General features: G+C 52.1%; 20 protein-coding genes and 1 pseudogene. 10 read left to right on the forward strand and 11 right to left on the reverse strand.

The features are described 5' to 3' along the window. The 10 genes and pseudogenes from WKT12_RS14885 to WKT12_RS14930 form a co-directional block, all read left to right on the forward strand. Window positions 1–406: pseudogene (locus WKT12_RS14885) on the forward strand (DUF4141 domain-containing protein); the annotation flags it as partial. A 3-nt stretch (window positions 407–409) separates the two neighbouring features. Further along, window positions 410–1,414, forward strand: coding sequence for a conjugative transposon protein TraJ (gene traJ / locus WKT12_RS14890; protein ID WP_007366507.1), 1,005 nt, complete (start codon window positions 410–412; stop codon window positions 1,412–1,414). Window positions 1,415–1,445: 31 nt separating this feature from the next. Further along, entirely contained in the window at window positions 1,446–2,069 is a 624-nt protein-coding gene (gene traK, locus WKT12_RS14895) for a conjugative transposon protein TraK (RefSeq protein ID WP_007366506.1), read from the forward strand. A gap of 6 nt (window positions 2,070–2,075) precedes the next feature. Then, window positions 2,076–2,384, forward strand: a complete 309-nt coding sequence (locus WKT12_RS14900; RefSeq protein ID WP_007366505.1) for a TraL conjugative transposon family protein — start codon at window positions 2,076–2,078, stop codon at window positions 2,382–2,384. Further along, on the forward strand, window positions 2,365–3,714 hold the full coding sequence (traM, locus tag WKT12_RS14905; RefSeq protein WP_007366504.1) for a conjugative transposon protein TraM: 1,350 nt from the start codon (window positions 2,365–2,367) through the stop codon (window positions 3,712–3,714). The genes WKT12_RS14900 and traM overlap by 20 nt, the downstream gene beginning before the upstream one ends. Window positions 3,715–3,769: 55 nt before the next feature. After that, window positions 3,770–4,756 (forward strand): conjugative transposon protein TraN, encoded by a 987-nt coding sequence (gene traN, locus WKT12_RS14910; RefSeq protein WP_007366503.1) that lies wholly within the window; start codon window positions 3,770–3,772, stop codon window positions 4,754–4,756. A gap of 2 nt (window positions 4,757–4,758) precedes the next feature. Further along, window positions 4,759–5,334, forward strand: a complete 576-nt coding sequence (locus WKT12_RS14915; RefSeq protein WP_007366502.1) for a conjugal transfer protein TraO — start codon at window positions 4,759–4,761, stop codon at window positions 5,332–5,334. A gap of 8 nt (window positions 5,335–5,342) precedes the next feature. Beyond that, entirely contained in the window at window positions 5,343–6,212 is an 870-nt protein-coding gene (locus WKT12_RS14920) for a toprim domain-containing protein (RefSeq protein WP_007366501.1), read from the forward strand. Window positions 6,213–6,237: 25 nt separating this feature from the next. Next, window positions 6,238–6,741 carry a DUF3872 domain-containing protein gene (locus WKT12_RS14925; RefSeq protein WP_007366500.1) on the forward strand — a complete coding sequence of 168 codons (504 nt, stop codon included), beginning with the start codon at window positions 6,238–6,240 and terminating at the stop codon, window positions 6,739–6,741. Then, entirely contained in the window at window positions 6,738–7,265 is a 528-nt protein-coding gene (locus WKT12_RS14930; RefSeq protein WP_007366499.1) for a glycoside hydrolase family protein, read from the forward strand. Before WKT12_RS14925 ends, WKT12_RS14930 begins: the two co-directional genes overlap by 4 nt. A 63-nt stretch (window positions 7,266–7,328) precedes the next feature. Here the strand turns inward: WKT12_RS14930 and WKT12_RS14935 are convergent, their stop codons facing one another. From WKT12_RS14935 to rhaT, 11 genes are all read right to left on the reverse strand, one after another. Beyond that, window positions 7,329–7,550: a DUF7688 family protein gene (locus WKT12_RS14935; RefSeq protein ID WP_007366498.1), complete on the reverse strand. Its 222-nt coding sequence runs from the start codon at window positions 7,548–7,550 to the stop codon at window positions 7,329–7,331. A 117-nt stretch (window positions 7,551–7,667) separates the two neighbouring features. Continuing rightward, window positions 7,668–7,976 (reverse strand): hypothetical protein, encoded by a 309-nt coding sequence (locus WKT12_RS14940; protein ID WP_007366497.1) that lies wholly within the window; start codon window positions 7,974–7,976, stop codon window positions 7,668–7,670. Between the two features lie 45 nt (window positions 7,977–8,021). Next, window positions 8,022–8,267 (reverse strand): DUF6956 domain-containing protein, encoded by a 246-nt coding sequence (locus WKT12_RS14945; protein ID WP_007366496.1) that lies wholly within the window; start codon window positions 8,265–8,267, stop codon window positions 8,022–8,024. Then, entirely contained in the window at window positions 8,264–8,497 is a 234-nt protein-coding gene (locus WKT12_RS14950) for a DUF3873 domain-containing protein (protein WP_007366495.1), read from the reverse strand. Before WKT12_RS14950 ends, WKT12_RS14945 begins: the two co-directional genes overlap by 4 nt. Window positions 8,498–8,517: 20 nt before the next feature. Next, entirely contained in the window at window positions 8,518–8,775 is a 258-nt protein-coding gene (locus WKT12_RS14955; protein ID WP_007366494.1) for a hypothetical protein, read from the reverse strand. Window positions 8,776–8,799: 24 nt separating this feature from the next. Beyond that, window positions 8,800–10,089, reverse strand: a complete 1,290-nt coding sequence (locus WKT12_RS14960; RefSeq protein WP_014224642.1) for a PcfJ domain-containing protein — start codon at window positions 10,087–10,089, stop codon at window positions 8,800–8,802. 2 nt (window positions 10,090–10,091) lie between these two features. Beyond that, window positions 10,092–10,514, reverse strand: coding sequence for a PcfK-like family protein (locus WKT12_RS14965; protein ID WP_007366492.1), 423 nt, complete (start codon window positions 10,512–10,514; stop codon window positions 10,092–10,094). Window positions 10,515–10,527: 13 nt separating this feature from the next. Beyond that, a complete protein-coding gene (locus WKT12_RS14970; protein ID WP_007366491.1) occupies window positions 10,528–10,749 on the reverse strand; it encodes a hypothetical protein in 222 nt (73 codons plus the stop codon). 11 nt (window positions 10,750–10,760) lie between these two features. Further along, on the reverse strand, window positions 10,761–10,976 hold the full coding sequence (locus WKT12_RS14975; protein ID WP_007366490.1) for a hypothetical protein: 216 nt from the start codon (window positions 10,974–10,976) through the stop codon (window positions 10,761–10,763). A 1,236-nt stretch (window positions 10,977–12,212) separates the two neighbouring features. Next, window positions 12,213–13,022, reverse strand: a complete 810-nt coding sequence (rhaD, locus tag WKT12_RS14980) for a rhamnulose-1-phosphate aldolase (RefSeq protein WP_021970177.1) — start codon at window positions 13,020–13,022, stop codon at window positions 12,213–12,215. A gap of 38 nt (window positions 13,023–13,060) precedes the next feature. Next, window positions 13,061–14,092: an L-rhamnose/proton symporter RhaT gene (gene rhaT / locus WKT12_RS14985; protein WP_340320189.1), complete on the reverse strand. Its 1,032-nt coding sequence runs from the start codon at window positions 14,090–14,092 to the stop codon at window positions 13,061–13,063. Window positions 14,093–14,177: the final 85 nt, after the last annotated feature.

The raw sequence follows: 14,177 nt of genomic DNA on the forward strand, positions 1-14,177 counted from the left end.
CGTGAACAATCTGGTCAAGGACGCCCGCAAGGTGCAGCAGACCATACTGATGGTAGGCGACATCACGGACATCTACGTGACCAGCTTCCAGAAGATGCTGCGCGACGACAACTTCACGGTGGAGGAACTCGGAGCCATCGCCTTCGGGTACACGAAGCTGCTGGAGGAATCCAATGACGTGCTTACGGAGTTGAAGAACGTGGTGAACATCACCACGCTCTCCATGACGGACAAGGAGCGCATGGACGTGGTGGAACGCTGCCACTCCAAGATGAAGCGTTACCGCAACCTCGTGAGCTACTACACCAACAAGAATATCAGCGTGAGCTACCTGCGTGCGAAGAAGAAAAACGACCTTGACCGCATCATGGGGCTGTACGGGAGCATGAACGAAAGATACTGGTAGCCTATGGAGTTCGACAACCTTCACCAGATTCTCCGCTCGCTCTACGAGCAGATGATGCCGCTGTGCGCCGACATGGCGGGCGTGGCGAAAGGCATCGCCGGGCTGGGCGCGCTCTTCTATGTCGCCTACCGGGTATGGCAGTCGTTGGCGAGAGCCGAACCGATAGACGTCTTCCCGATGCTCCGTCCCTTTGCCGTCGGTCTGTGCATCATGTTCTTCCCTACGGTGGTGCTTGGCACGATAAACAGCGTCCTCTCGCCCGTCGTGCAGGGTACGGCGAAACTGCTCGAAACGCAGACTTTGGACATGAACAAGTACCGGGAGCAGAAGGACAGGCTGGAATACGAGGCGATGGTGCGCAACCCCGAAACCGCCTACCTCGTGTCCAACGAGGAGTTTGACAAGCAACTGGAGGAATTGGGCTGGTCGCCCTCCGACATGGTGACGATGGCGGGGATGTATATCGACCGGGGGATGTACAAGATGAAGAAGGGCATCCGCGACTTCTTCCGCGAGATACTGGAACTGATGTTCCAAGCCGCCGCCCTCGTGATAGACACCATCCGCACCTTCTTCCTCGTGGTGCTGGCGATACTCGGTCCGATAGCCTTCGCCATATCGGTGTGGGACGGCTTCCAAAGCACGCTCACGCAGTGGATATGCCGCTACATTCAGGTCTATCTGTGGCTGCCCGTGTCGGACATATTCAGCACCATACTCGCCAAGATTCAGGTGTTGATGCTCCAGAGCGACATCGAGCGCATGCAGACCGACCCCAACTTCTCGCTGGATTCCAGCGACGGGGTGTATATCGTGTTCATGATAATCGGCATCATCGGCTACTTCACCATTCCGACGGTGGCGGGCTGGATCATCCAAGCCGGGGGCATGGGCGGCTACGGGCGCAACGTGAACCAGATGGCGGGACGCGCCGGAGGCATGGCGGGAAGCGTGGCGGGTGCTACCGCAGGCAACATGGTCGGACGTGCCGGGAAACTGCTGAAATAATCAATGTGGAATTATAAACGGAAAAAGTAAAATGGAATTCAAGTCACTCAAAAACATCGAATCATCGTTCAGGCAGATACGCCTGTTCGGTATCGTCTTCCTCTCGCTGTGCGCAGTGATAACGGTATGGAGCGTGTGGAGTTCCTACCGCTTCGCGGAGCGGCAGCGGGAAAAGATCTATGTGCTGGACAACGGCAAGTCGCTGATGCTGGCACTCTCGCAGGACCTCTCGCAGAACCGTCCGGCGGAAGCGAGGGAGCATGTGCGCCGCTTCCACGAGCTGTTCTTCACGCTCTCGCCCGAAAAGAGCGCGATAGAACACAACGTGAAGCGTGCGTTGCTGCTGGCAGACAAGAGCGTGTACAACTACTATTCGGACTTCGCCGAGAAGGGGTACTACAACCGCATCATCGCCGGTAACATCAACCAAGTGCTGAAGGTGGACAGCGTGGTGTGCGACTTCAACGGCTATCCCTACCGCACCGTGACCTACGCCACGCAGAAAATCATCCGGCAGAGCAACGTCACAGAGCGCAGCCTCGTGACCACGTGCCGCCTCTTGAACTCGTCCCGTTCGGACGACAACCCCAACGGGTTCACCATCGAGGGATTCACCATCATCGAGAACAAAGATTTACAAACCATCAAAAGGTAAACGGACATGAAGAAAATCAAGAAATCACTGTGGAGTGCGTACTGGAAACTCCACGACAAAAAGAAAATGCTGGTGGAACGGCTCAAAGGGTATCTGGACGGCTTGCCGCCGAAGACACGCAGGCGCATCGTGCTGGCGATGCTCATCGCATTCGCCGCACTTGCCCTCTACACCTTCGGTAAAGCCGTCTATGACATCGGCAGGAATGACGGCAGCCGGATGGAGATAGACCATGCCGGACAGGTGGAACTGTCCGTGAAGCCGGATAACAATCACAATGTAATACCTTATTTATATGGAACAGACGAAGAATGAACCCAAGAACGAAAACAAGGCGGCTCCCGGCAACGACAAGCCGAAAAAGGAGCGCAAGCCGCTGACCGAAGCCCAACGGCTGAAACGCCAGAAAATGATAGTGCTTCCCGCTATGGTGCTGGTATTCATCGGGGCTATGTGGCTGATATTCGCCCCGTCCTCCGGCAAGGAGCAGGAGCCGGGAACAAGCGGCTACAACATCGAGATGCCCGATGCGGACAAGGAGAACCGCCGGATTATCGGTGACAAGGCGAAAGCCTACGAGCAGGGGGCAATGGAGGAACGGCAGGAGAACCGCAGCCGCGCCATGCAGCAGTTGGGCGACCTGTTCGACCGCGAAACGGTGGAAGCGGATGGGGACAGCGACTTCGACCTTGCCAATCCCGGCGGAACGGAAGAGGCGGTGAAGCCAGCACCGAAGACCATCCAGTCCTCGGCAGCCGCCTACCGTGACCTCAATGCCACGCTCGGCAACTTCTACGAGCAGCCGAAGAACGACAATGCGGAGATGGACGAGCTGCTGGAACGCATCGCCACCCTCGAATCCGAACTGGAAAGCGGAAAAGAGAGAAGCTCCACGATGGACGAGCAGGTGGCACTCATGGAAAAATCCTACGAACTGGCGGCGAAGTACATGGGCGGTCAGAACGGCACGCAGGCGGCAGCGGGACAGACCGCAGAGCCGTCCCCCGTGCAGAAAACCGGAAAGAACACGGCAAAACCCGTCAGGCAAGTGACGCATCAGGTGGTGTCCTCGCTCGGACAGCCCATGAGCAATGCCGAATTTGTCGCTTCCTTCTCGCAGGAACGCAACCGCAGTTTCAACACGGCGGTGGGCGTTACAACCGTACCGGACAGGAACACCATACCGGCATGCGTCTATGGGGCGCAGAGCGTGACGGACGGGCAGGCGGTCAGGTTGCGGCTGTTGGAGCCGATGGCGGTAGCAGACCGGATCATCCCCCGTAATGCGGTGGTGGTCGGCGCAGCCAAGATTCAGGGTGAACGGCTCGGCATCGAAATCACCTCGCTGGAACACGACGGTACGGTTATCCCGGTGGAGTTGGAGGTCTATGACACGGACGGGCAGCCCGGCATATTCATCCCCAACTCGATGGAGATGAACGCCGTCAGGGAGGTTGCCGCCAACATGGGCGGTTCGCTCGGCAGTAGCATCAACATCTCCACCAATGCCGGGGCGCAGCTCGCCTCCGACTTGGGCAAGGGGCTGATACAAGGCACGAGCCAGTACATTGCCAAGAAGATGCGCACCGTCAAAGTGCATCTGAAAGCCGGGTACAGGGTCATGCTCTATCAGGAGAAGAACTGATGTATAATCATAAGAAATCCAATCAATAACAACAACCCACTAAATTCAAAGTAAAATGAGAAAAGTAATCATGATGTTTGCCCTCGCTATGGGCATCGCAACTGCCAACGCGCAGGAAAACGTAACCGTTGAAACGACCAACGGAAGTGAAGAACTGACCTTGACAAAAGAGGTCTATCCGCAGAAGGAGGCGGACGGCGACCTGTATCACGGTCTGACGAGAAAGCTGGGCTTTGACCGCATGGTTCCCCCGCACGGCTTGGAAGTGACCTACGACAAGACCGTGCATGTCATCTTCCCGGCGGAGGTGCGCTATGTCGATTTAGGCTCGCCCGACCTGATTGCGGGCAAAGCCGACGGAGCGGAGAACGTCATCCGTGTGAAGGCTACCGTGAGGAATTTCCCGAACGAAACCAACATGTCCGTCATCACGGAGGACGGGAGTTTCTACACCTTCAACGTGAAATACGCCGCCGAACCGCTGCTGCTCAACGTGGAGATGTGCGACTTCATCCATGACGGCGAGGCGGTGAACCGTCCGAACAACGCGCAGGAAATCTACCTGAAAGAATTAGGCAGCGAAAGTCCGATGCTGGTGCGCCTTATCATGAAGTCCATCCACAAGCAGAACAAACGTGAGGTGAAGCATATCGGCTGCAAGCGTTTCGGCATCCAGTACCTTCTGAAAGGCATCTACACGCACAACGGGCTTCTGTATTTCCACACGGAAATCAAGAACCAGAGCAACGTGCCTTTCGATGTGGACTACATCACATGGAAAATCGTGGACAAGAAGGTGGCGAAGCGTACCGCCGTGCAGGAGCGTATCATCCTGCCGCTCCGCGCGCAGAACTACGCCACGCTCGTGCCGGGCAAAAAAAGCGAACGCACGGTCTTCACGATGGCGAAGTTCACCATACCCGACGGCAAGTGCCTCGTGGTGGAGCTGAACGAGAAGAACGGCGGCCGTCACCAGTCCTTCGTGATCGAGAACGAGGACTTGGTGCGCGCCAATACCATCAACGAACTTCAAGTGCGCTGACCATGAGAAAGTACATCGCAATAATCATCGCGTCGCTTGCCCTGTTCACGGGGCAGGCGCACGCCCAGCGATGCCTGCCGAAGATGCAGGGCATCGAGGTCAGGGCGAATCTGGCGGACGGCTTCAAACCCGGCGGCAACGACGGCGGGTACAGTTTCGGGGCGGCTCTCTCCACCTACACGAAGAAGGGGAACAAATGGGTGTTCGGAGGTGAGTATCTCCTGAAAAACAACCCGTACAAGGACACCGCCATACCTGTGGCGCAGTTCACGGCGGAAGGCGGCTACTATTTCAAGATACTTTCCGATGCCCGTAAAATCGTGTTCGTCTATGCGGGGGCTTCGGCTCTCGCCGGGTATGAATCGGTGAATTGGGGCGAAAAAGTGCTGCATGACGGTTCGACACTGCACGACCGGGACGCCTTCATCTACGGCGGTGCGCTGACGCTCGATGTAGAGTTTTACGTGGCTGACCGTATCGCCCTGCTCGCCAACCTCCGGGAGCGTTGCCTGTGGGGTGGCGACACGAAGAAGTTCCATACCCAATTCGGGGTGGGCATCAAGTTCGTCATCAACTGACACGCGGCATGGAACGGACGGATATAGACACCATGAGGCAAATATCCCTCGCGGACTTTCTCGCGCGGTTGGGGCATGAGCCTGTCCGAAGGAGCGGAAACGAACTTTGGTATCGTGCGCCGTACCGCAGTGAGCGCACGCCCTCTTTCCGTGTGAACGTGGCGAAACGGCTCTGGTACGACTTCGGTTTGGGCAAGGGCGGTGACATCTTCACGCTTGCCGGGGAGTTTGCCCGAAGCGGTGACTTCATGGCGCAGGCAAGATTCATAGCGGAAACCGCCCGTATGCCGTTTGTCGCATCGGAAAAGCCGTTGTACCTGCCGGAACCGTCCGAACCTGCCTTTGAGGGGGTGGAAGCCGTCCCACTGCTCCGCTCACCATTAACAGAGTATCTGGCGGAACGGGGCATCCCTTATGCCGTTGCATCCCGTCACTGCTGCCGCTTGAACTACGGCGTGCGTGGAAAACGGTATTTCGCAATCGGTTTCCAGAACGTGGTTGGCGGCTATGAAATCCGGAGCCGTTATTTCAAGGGTTGCGTGCCGCCGAAGGATGTGTCGCTGGTCAAAATGGAAAGTTCTCCGACTGGCGTGTGCAGTTTATTTGAAGGATTTATGGACTTCCTTTCCGCTGCCACGCTTGGATTGGAAACAGGCGACAGCCTTGTGCTGAACTCCGTCGCCAACGTGGGTAAGGCGGTAAAACACTTAGACGGGTACGGGCGCATCGACTGCTTCCTCGACCGTGACGAAGCCGGGCGGAGGACGCTGGAAGCCCTCAAAGGACACTACGGCGGACGTGTCTGTAACTGTTCCGCACTCTATGACGGTTGCAAGGACTTGAACGAGTATCTGCAACTGACAGCAAAAAAGAAATGAACAATAACTTAAAAATCAAAGGACAATGAACATACTGAACAACAAGAACAAGAGAATATCCATCTTCAAGGCGTTGGCACTCTGCCTGTTCGCCGCCGTGTCGCTCACGCTCGCATCGTGTGACGATGACATGGACATCCAGCAATCCTATCCGTTCACGGTGGAAACGATGCCCGTACCGAACAAGGTCACAAAGGGGCAGACGGTGGAAATCCGCTGTGAACTGAAAAGGACGGGCGATTACGCCAACACGCTCTACACCATCCGGTATTTCCAGTTCGAAGGGGAAGGCACGCTGAAAATGGCGGGCGGCATTACTTTTCTGCCCAATGACCGCTACCTGCTCGAAAACGAGAAGTTCCGGCTGTACTATACGGCTGAGGGCGACGAGGCGCACAACTTCATCGTGGTGGTGGAGGACAATTTCAAAAATTCCTACGAATTGGAATTTGACTTCAACAACCGGAACGTGAAGGACGACATTCAGACCGTCATCCCCATAGGCAATTACAAACCTCTGCCAAGATGATGCGTGTATTCATGGCTATCCTCTGTTCGCTGCTGGCGGTCTGCTCCGTGTCCGCACGGGACAGCCGTCGGAAGGGGACGGACAGGCAGGCGGCAATCTACCGCCTGCCGCCTTTTGAGCGGGCGGTTCGCTGTACGAAGTATTTTGAAGGCTGGCACTCGGAGAAACACCACCCATACGTGGGCTGGGGTCATCAGGTGCAGCCGGGGGAAAGGTATTCGGCACGCACCATGACGAAGCGGCAGGCGGACGCACTCCTGCGGAAAGACTTGCGTAAGTTCTGCGCCATGTTCCGTAAGTTCGGGCGTGACAGTCTGCTCCTTGCCACGCTCGCCTACAATGTCGGTCCATACCGGCTTTTGGGGAGCGGGAAGATACCCAAAAGCACGCTGATCCGAAAATTGGAGGCGGGCGACAGGAACATTTACCGGGAATATATCGCTTTCTGCAACTACAAGGGGAAACGGCACGCCATGCTGCTCAAACGGAGAAAGGCGGAGTTTGCGCTGCTGTACATTCCGTAACATGGCAAATGCCTGACAAATGAAACTCCGATGAAGCCGCAACTTCATCGGAGTTTCCGCTTTTCATACATTCGGGATTTTTCCTTTGCCGATTACTTCACCGTCCCTGCAATGCTCTATGATGCCGGGCGAAAATCCCATCTCCCCGATTGCGATATGCCGGATATACTCCACATATTCCTGACCTTGAAAAATCCTGCCCGTGAGGTTTTTGAAAATCATCCTTATGCTTGTTCCGTCATCGCTGTGCAGGATGATTTTTCCGTTCTGTCTGATTTCTTCCATGATTGAAACTTGTTTTTGTGAATACTATCGTAGATTGGGACAGCGGTTTCTTTGCTACTTTCTTTGTCCGCCGTCATGCTCACCGAAAGAAAGTAGGGCGGCTTTGTCCGCCGCCACTCAAAAATGGGTGTAGAGTCCTGTTACCATCGTGAACATTTCTTCCAGCATATCGCAATATATGCCATCGTGTGTTTCGATGTCCTTCGTCTTGCACTCGAATGTCTTTTTGCTGAACGTCCTGCGGTAGAAACGCATATTGTAGAGGTCTAAGCCGGCATCGTAGATGATGTCAAGGCGGTTGGCACTCGTCTTGTTCCTCGCAAGGCTCATGCGCAGTCCGTTACCCATATCTATAAAGTCCTTGCTTCCCGTCATGGCGGCAAAGCGTCTGCCGCCTATCTGCTGTAAAATAGTCTTCGCTATCATGCTTTTCTTGGTTGTAGGTTGGCGGTGCGGACACCGCCAACTTGTTTAACATTCTGTTATCTCGGCAATGGGTGTGTTTCGTTTCAACCATTCCATCAGGCACTCCATATTGTACTCGCTTGTGATGACTGCCGTATGGCTGTTGATGGCGGTAAACCTGCTGCTCTCGTAGTCGTCTATCCACCCTTTTAGGGTATCAACTCCCCACGCTTCGGCATCGTCAAAGATGCCGTCCAATACTTTGATAGGCTCACTGAACTTCACTATCAGCGTTTGATAGGCTGCGTTCATCGTCTGTCCTCCTTTCCTTCCTTTGCCGTGAGCCACTCATCCCGTGCTTCTCGGCACTCGTCCAATGTGGGTTTGACACAAGAGAACAACTCTCCGTCTGTGGGGTGGCGGTAGTCGTACTGCACAAGTGTCCGCTTGCGTCTGCCGATACCTAATTGGAAACGCTCGTATTTCTCCGTACCTGCTTCCGTGCAGGTGCTTACTCCGTTGATGGTCATCCGTGTTGCCATAATCGTTGATTTTAGGGTGGTTAAAAATGTACTGACAAAACTCTGTTCTTCATCACCATTTCGGGGTCGCTCGTGTAGCGTTGGTGCAGGTAGAAATGGTGGGAACCGAAGCCGTAAAGGAAAAACCTGTCAAGTCCGTGCTTCTCGGCAAAGTTCTTTACACTCCGTCTTAACTGCTCCTCACTCGTTGCAAGAGTGAGGAGGTTCACAAATTCAAGGAACATCGTGGGGATTTTATCGTCCCACAGACAAACCATGCTTTCAATTTTTACTTCCATACTATTGGGTATTATAGGTTGATACTATGCCGCTTCCATCCGCTGGCGGATAAGGTTCACGTTGCTGTTCACAAGGTTTACAATGCGGTCGTGGTACTCGGTATTGGAATTGTGCAAGCCACGACTTTGCACCACTTCCAATGTCTTCAAGGAAACCTCCACCGTTTCTATGCGCTTGCCGTCAATGGTAGCGGATAGGATAAGAGAGTTCTTTTCAAGGAAATAGGAGTTGGAAAACACGCAATGGTGCAGTTCCGTCCCTTCCGCTGCAAACTCCGCAACGCTCTCCAACACACGCACCTGCAAAGTGCCGTCCGTGAAGGCGATGCCGAAGAATATGCCTTTGAGTTTGCGGTATGCCTTCTCGTGTTTCTTCGCTTGGCGGATGCGTTCCTCCAACTTCTTGCGTTCTATCTCCTTGTTGCGCTTGTGCATAAGTCTGTCGTGTTCGGCTTTGAGGTCGGAGGGACAGACGTACTTCGGGCTGTTCGTGTCCTTGCCGAAATGCCGCAGGAGGTCTATGGTGTCACGCCACATGGAGCCGTCAGCAATGGTGTAGCCGTTGCGGATACATATCTTTACGGATGCCCAATACCTCTCTATGTCAAAGGAACTGCGGATATAGTGGCGCAACATGGGGTATTGCCCTGCCTTCAACAGCGTTTCGGCTCGGCTGTCGGAAAGGATAGCCGTGAAAAGGTCGTAAGGCAGTATGTTGTGGTATTCGCCATTGAAGCCGTTGCGTTTCAGTTCGGGTATGAAACGCTGTCGGGGATAGGTGCAGACGGGGTTTATATCGTATGCACGGAGTTTGTTGTTCTTGCGTACCTCCATGTCGCTGTATTCCGCCCATAGGTCGTAGTAAAGTATGGACATTCCACGCAGTCGGGCAATGGTGACGGTTGTGCCTTTGGGCGAAATCCACCTTTGCACCACTTCATAAATGGAATACCCGGCTGCCTGCCCTGCCTTGTATTGGGACTTGACGAAGAAGAAGCGTATCACTTGGTACTGCTTGCAGGTGGTGATGATGCAGAAATACTCGTTCTCGCTGAACACGCTCTTTCGGGTGCGCAACGCTTCCAACTCCATGCCGCAATGCGGGCAGGTGCATCCGCAAACGGTGTCCGCAAGGTTGTGTTCACTCCTCCACGAATGTCCGCACTCGGTGCAGATGTTCGTGCCGTCCGCCCTCTTGATGGCGTAATGTTTGAAGCAATGGCGGAAAGCGTAAGCCCTCTGTGTGGCGGTCAATTTCGGCAGTCGCTCGCTCAATCGTGCGACTTCCTGCTGTATGGGTGTTCTCGGTTTCATAATCAGAAATTGAATAGGTTGGGTTGTTGTACTTCTTGTGCGGTCGCTTTGGTGGCGGTTCTCGGCTTGCTGCGGTTCTGCAACTTGCGGAGTTCCTCCTCTTGGTATCTGCGGACTGCGTTCTGCCGTGCTTCCGCCTTTTCCTCTGCCGTGAGTTCCACAACGTGGTTCACCGCCACTTGGCACTGAATGGGCTTGCCTACCTCTATCTCGTTCTCGTCATAGTAGTGGACGGCTTGCCCGAATATCTCCCCGTCCGTGAAGCCGTTGCAACCGCTCCGCTGCACGTAGTTGAGAATGTAGGTGACACAATCGTCTATGTTCTTGGCAGGGTTGCGGTAGTTCCTCGCAAAGAGCGTATCTTCCGCTGCACGCTGCTCCAGATACATCTGTATCGTTCTCTTGAAATGTTCTGTTCCTTTCATATCGCTGTCTTTTTTAGATTGTCTGTTTCAGTATTTCTCTCCAATAGGTCGGCTCTACCTCGCTCAGAAGGAAGTCTGTAAAGTCCCTCCGTGCGTCCTTGTTCAGTTCTCGGTAGAGTTCACGGAACACGGATATGTTGCCGTTGATGTACGTTTCCACCATGTACACGAAGATGTTGTCCACCTCGTAGTATCTGCACTGCTGCGCTGCCGTTTTGCTGCTTCTCTTTGCCATGTCAGTAGGGGTTAAAGGGTGAATAACCAAAGGATGAAGCCGAAGAAGGCAATAGTGGAAAGGATAGCCACGATTACACCTATCGCCACTCGGAACACTCCGTTTACAATCTCTCTAATAATGCCCCAAAAGATGCCGAACATCCCGAAGGCGGTGCGTACCATCAAGCCGCATATCGCAAGCCCTATGTACTGCGCCATTTGTCTGAAATTTGCCGTTGCCGTCATATCTTCGCTGTTTTTGATTTTTTTGTTTTTTAATGCGGATTCAAGAGCTGAGGGAGTTGAGTTTCAAACTATCTTATCTGCCTCTCGTTTATCCGACATTTTTTTTATGCGTCTTTCTGTCGCATCGGTCGTTTTCGTTTCGGGTGCTTGAAAAGGTAGGGATTAGGGAATGCAAGGTTTTTCGGGAAAAATACTACCCGCAGGGCTGGAGATTTTTTCCGAAAACAGGAGGCTTGACCTTGCATTCCCGTCCAATCCCGGAATTACCTTTGCGCCCAGAACGGAAATGACTATCTGATGCGGCTCACTGAAAGACGCGAAAATGGAGGTAAACGGAAGTGGAGGCAGATTGGACAGGAAAACTTCAAAAGAGAAATCCGTAAAAAAGGGAAAACGCCAAAAGGAAAAGGGACATAGCCGGAGGCGTGAAACCGGGCAAACCACCGGCAAGGAAGTATGATTTTATATGTCTGGCCGAGCGTGTACGGTCGGACGGATAAAATCATTCTTCCCGGTTTGCCTGCCGTGTGTGACGGCTTGTTCCATTTATGGATCGGGCGGTCAGACACGGCTTTCCGCTTACGGCTCAAAGGAACAGTGGAAAAAGAAAAATCGTCAGAAACCCGTAAAAGCACCTCTTTGGCATAAGCACAAAAGAAATGGGCCTTGCATCATTAGTCTAAACTGTTGTTTAGGCGTGAGGCAAAGCCCTTTTCTCCGCTTATGCGTAGTCGGCATACGTTCGACCAAAATCCTTTTGGGCGATGGTGTGCCGACGGACAAAACCGCTTTTACGGAAAAACTTGTATGAGAAGAAAAAATTAGGGAGATTCATTTCAAAATCTCCCGTTTTATTGTTACTTTTGCATACGAAGAGTTCTTTGAAGGTTACGCAACGCGCAGAAGGATGATGCAGTAGATAACTAACTAAATCGTAACCTATTACTATCATGAGCAATTAACCTACGCTCAGTTCCAATAAATTACACTCTTTTCGTAACTTCGGTTTACAAAAATACAAATTTTGATTTAAATGTAACTGGTTGTCGTAGGTCTGTTAGAATTATTTATGAAACATGTTTGGTCAGTTATCAAAAAAGACCAGAGGGTGGGTCTGGGCAGACTCTCCTTCTGGTCTTTAAACTGATTATGTGATATTAGTAGGCTTGCGATACAATTCCTCAATATCTTCTGCCTGTCATTGCTCCGGCATTTGCATGTATCATCGTTTCCTTTTCATTTCGGTAAATGGAACGCAACAGATATTTCTTTCATTTGTTCCTGACTCATGCCGTCGGGTTCAAATCCCATATTCTTGGCTGCAATGTAGATTAAGGCTGATTTATTCAGTACATCTACCTGATCGAACGCTGCCATGATATCAGTATCCACAGCAAAGACTCCATGTTTTTCCCACATTACCACATCGTAATCGCTCAGTTCGTCAATGGTAGCTGTGGCAAGCTCTACGGAACTTGGTAATTTATAAGGCACCATTCCTAAGCCTCTCGGGCAGAATGCCTTTGTTTCTGGTATCATGCTCCATAATAAATTGGAAGCATAATCTTTTTCCATGAACTTCTTGTTGTGTGTCATAGCTACCAGTTCGATGGGATGAGTATGCAGAGAAGCTTTATAATTCGAACCTTTTGAGATGAGATAATTGTGTACACTCAAGTGAGAAGGCAGTTCTGAGGTCGGATTTACCGGCTGGTCGGCAATGATGACATAGCTTGCACAGTCGTCCAAAATGCGGATGACCGAGCCGTTTGCCATCGGATCGCGTGCAAGGTCGCGCATGCGCTTGTTGGTCCCTTTACAGTAAAAGTAGCAACCCTTCAGGTAAGGCAGGGTAGCTCCGATGGGAGTTGCTGCGCTGATGGCGGGCATTGCCTTTATTGCATCGTCAACATATTCTGTAACGTTGATGGTAATATTTCCTCCGTTGCGCTCAGCCCATCCTTTTTGCCATAAATAACCGGCAACTTCGGCTACTTTGTTAATTTCGGCTGCCAGCGCCGGACGGTTATTCAAAATAGATTCCATGTTTATATATCGTTAAAATTGATGATAAAGTTTATATCTCAGGCTTGTGCCATTGCCACTACGATGATGGAAGCAATCAGTACGGCAAGACCGAGTATAAGTATTCCTATGGTACTGGCACTGCATCCTTTCCATTCTTTCAGCAGGATTCCCCATACATTGCTGAAAGTAACATTCAGCGACATGAGTATGCTCCATGAAAAAGCAAGTAATACCGGACTTTCTGTGAGGAAGCTTTTACCCATTTCCAAGCCGAAGAATTGTGAATACCATAAGACTCCTGCCAGTGCACAATATAGTATATTATTGGTAAAGGTACTTGTGCTTACTGATAAATATTCTTTTCCGGTCTTGTTTTTCAGGTTCTGCTGTATGCAGTATGCTGCATTGGTACAGAATCCGCCTAAAGTAACCAGAAAGATGACCGGCAGGCCGGCATACAAAGCGTCTGTCCCTTTTGCAAGAGCTGCTTCCTTTATAGGGGTTCCTGCATCCAGTCCTAAGGCGAAGCAGGCACTCATGATTCCGGCAAGCAGAGCAACCAGCAGGCCTTTTGTCAGGGCGAAATCTTTTACCGCTGCTTTCTTTTCTTCTTCACTCATGTTTTTGGAACGCAGACTGCCTGCATATCCGATGACGGCAATGCCGGCCAGAGTGATACAGACCCCGATGAGCAGCATCAGACCTTCTCCATGGAATAAGTCTGTTCCGCCGAACAAGGCAGGAAACAACGTTCCGAAGGCGGCACATGTGCCTAATGAAATGCTTTGTCCCAAGGCAACTCCCAGGTAGCGCATGCTCAGGCCGAATGTTAAACCTCCTACCCCCCATAATATTCCATATATAATGGCAGACAAAGCTCCTCCGCTGTTCCATAGTTCCGGAAGCGTACTTCCGGAAGGAACCGCCAGCAATGCTCCCAGCAAAGGAAATACAAGCCATGCGAAAATTCCTTGTATCAGCCAGAAACTTTCCCATGACCAGTTCTTTACTTTGTTGATTGGTACATACGAACTGCTTTGTCCGAAACTGCCTATGGCAATAATTAGCAAACCTATCAGCGTATTCATAAAGAGTATGATTGTTTTTTATCCGATTTTACTTTATTTGTATAAACCAGATATCATCCGCAGGTACAGGACCTTTGGACAATAT

It is taken from the genome of Phocaeicola sp. HCN-6420 (genome assembly GCF_037890145.1).
Taxonomy (GTDB): domain Bacteria; phylum Bacteroidota; class Bacteroidia; order Bacteroidales; family Bacteroidaceae; genus Phocaeicola.

Bases quoted from the DNA above. Each gene is read 5' to 3' on its own strand.
- WKT12_RS14970 (WP_007366491.1), bottom strand. From the start codon at position 10,749: ATGGCAAAGAGAAGCAGCAAAACGGCAGCGCAGCAGTGCAGATACTAC.
- WKT12_RS14920 (WP_007366501.1), top strand. From the start codon at position 5,343: ATGGAACGGACGGATATAGACACCATGAGGCAAATATCCCTCGCGGAC.
- WKT12_RS14930 (WP_007366499.1), top strand. From the start codon at position 6,738: ATGATGCGTGTATTCATGGCTATCCTCTGTTCGCTGCTGGCGGTCTGC.
- WKT12_RS14965 (WP_007366492.1), bottom strand. From the start codon at position 10,514: ATGAAAGGAACAGAACATTTCAAGAGAACGATACAGATGTATCTGGAG.
- WKT12_RS14940 (WP_007366497.1), bottom strand. From the start codon at position 7,976: ATGATAGCGAAGACTATTTTACAGCAGATAGGCGGCAGACGCTTTGCC.
- WKT12_RS14915 (WP_007366502.1), top strand. From the start codon at position 4,759: ATGAGAAAGTACATCGCAATAATCATCGCGTCGCTTGCCCTGTTCACG.
- rhaD (WP_021970177.1), bottom strand. From the start codon at position 13,022: ATGGAATCTATTTTGAATAACCGTCCGGCGCTGGCAGCCGAAATTAAC.
- WKT12_RS14960 (WP_014224642.1), bottom strand. From the start codon at position 10,089: ATGAAACCGAGAACACCCATACAGCAGGAAGTCGCACGATTGAGCGAG.
- traM (WP_007366504.1), top strand. From the start codon at position 2,365: ATGGAACAGACGAAGAATGAACCCAAGAACGAAAACAAGGCGGCTCCC.
- WKT12_RS14955 (WP_007366494.1), bottom strand. From the start codon at position 8,775: ATGGAAGTAAAAATTGAAAGCATGGTTTGTCTGTGGGACGATAAAATC.
- WKT12_RS14950 (WP_007366495.1), bottom strand. From the start codon at position 8,497: ATGGCAACACGGATGACCATCAACGGAGTAAGCACCTGCACGGAAGCA.
- WKT12_RS14945 (WP_007366496.1), bottom strand. From the start codon at position 8,267: ATGAACGCAGCCTATCAAACGCTGATAGTGAAGTTCAGTGAGCCTATC.
- WKT12_RS14900 (WP_007366505.1), top strand. From the start codon at position 2,076: ATGAAGAAAATCAAGAAATCACTGTGGAGTGCGTACTGGAAACTCCAC.
- traJ (WP_007366507.1), top strand. From the start codon at position 410: ATGGAGTTCGACAACCTTCACCAGATTCTCCGCTCGCTCTACGAGCAG.
- traN (WP_007366503.1), top strand. From the start codon at position 3,770: ATGAGAAAAGTAATCATGATGTTTGCCCTCGCTATGGGCATCGCAACT.
- WKT12_RS14935 (WP_007366498.1), bottom strand. From the start codon at position 7,550: ATGGAAGAAATCAGACAGAACGGAAAAATCATCCTGCACAGCGATGAC.
- traK (WP_007366506.1), top strand. From the start codon at position 1,446: ATGGAATTCAAGTCACTCAAAAACATCGAATCATCGTTCAGGCAGATA.
- rhaT (WP_340320189.1), bottom strand. From the start codon at position 14,092: ATGAATACGCTGATAGGTTTGCTAATTATTGCCATAGGCAGTTTCGGA.
- WKT12_RS14975 (WP_007366490.1), bottom strand. From the start codon at position 10,976: ATGACGGCAACGGCAAATTTCAGACAAATGGCGCAGTACATAGGGCTT.
- WKT12_RS14925 (WP_007366500.1), top strand. From the start codon at position 6,238: ATGAACATACTGAACAACAAGAACAAGAGAATATCCATCTTCAAGGCG.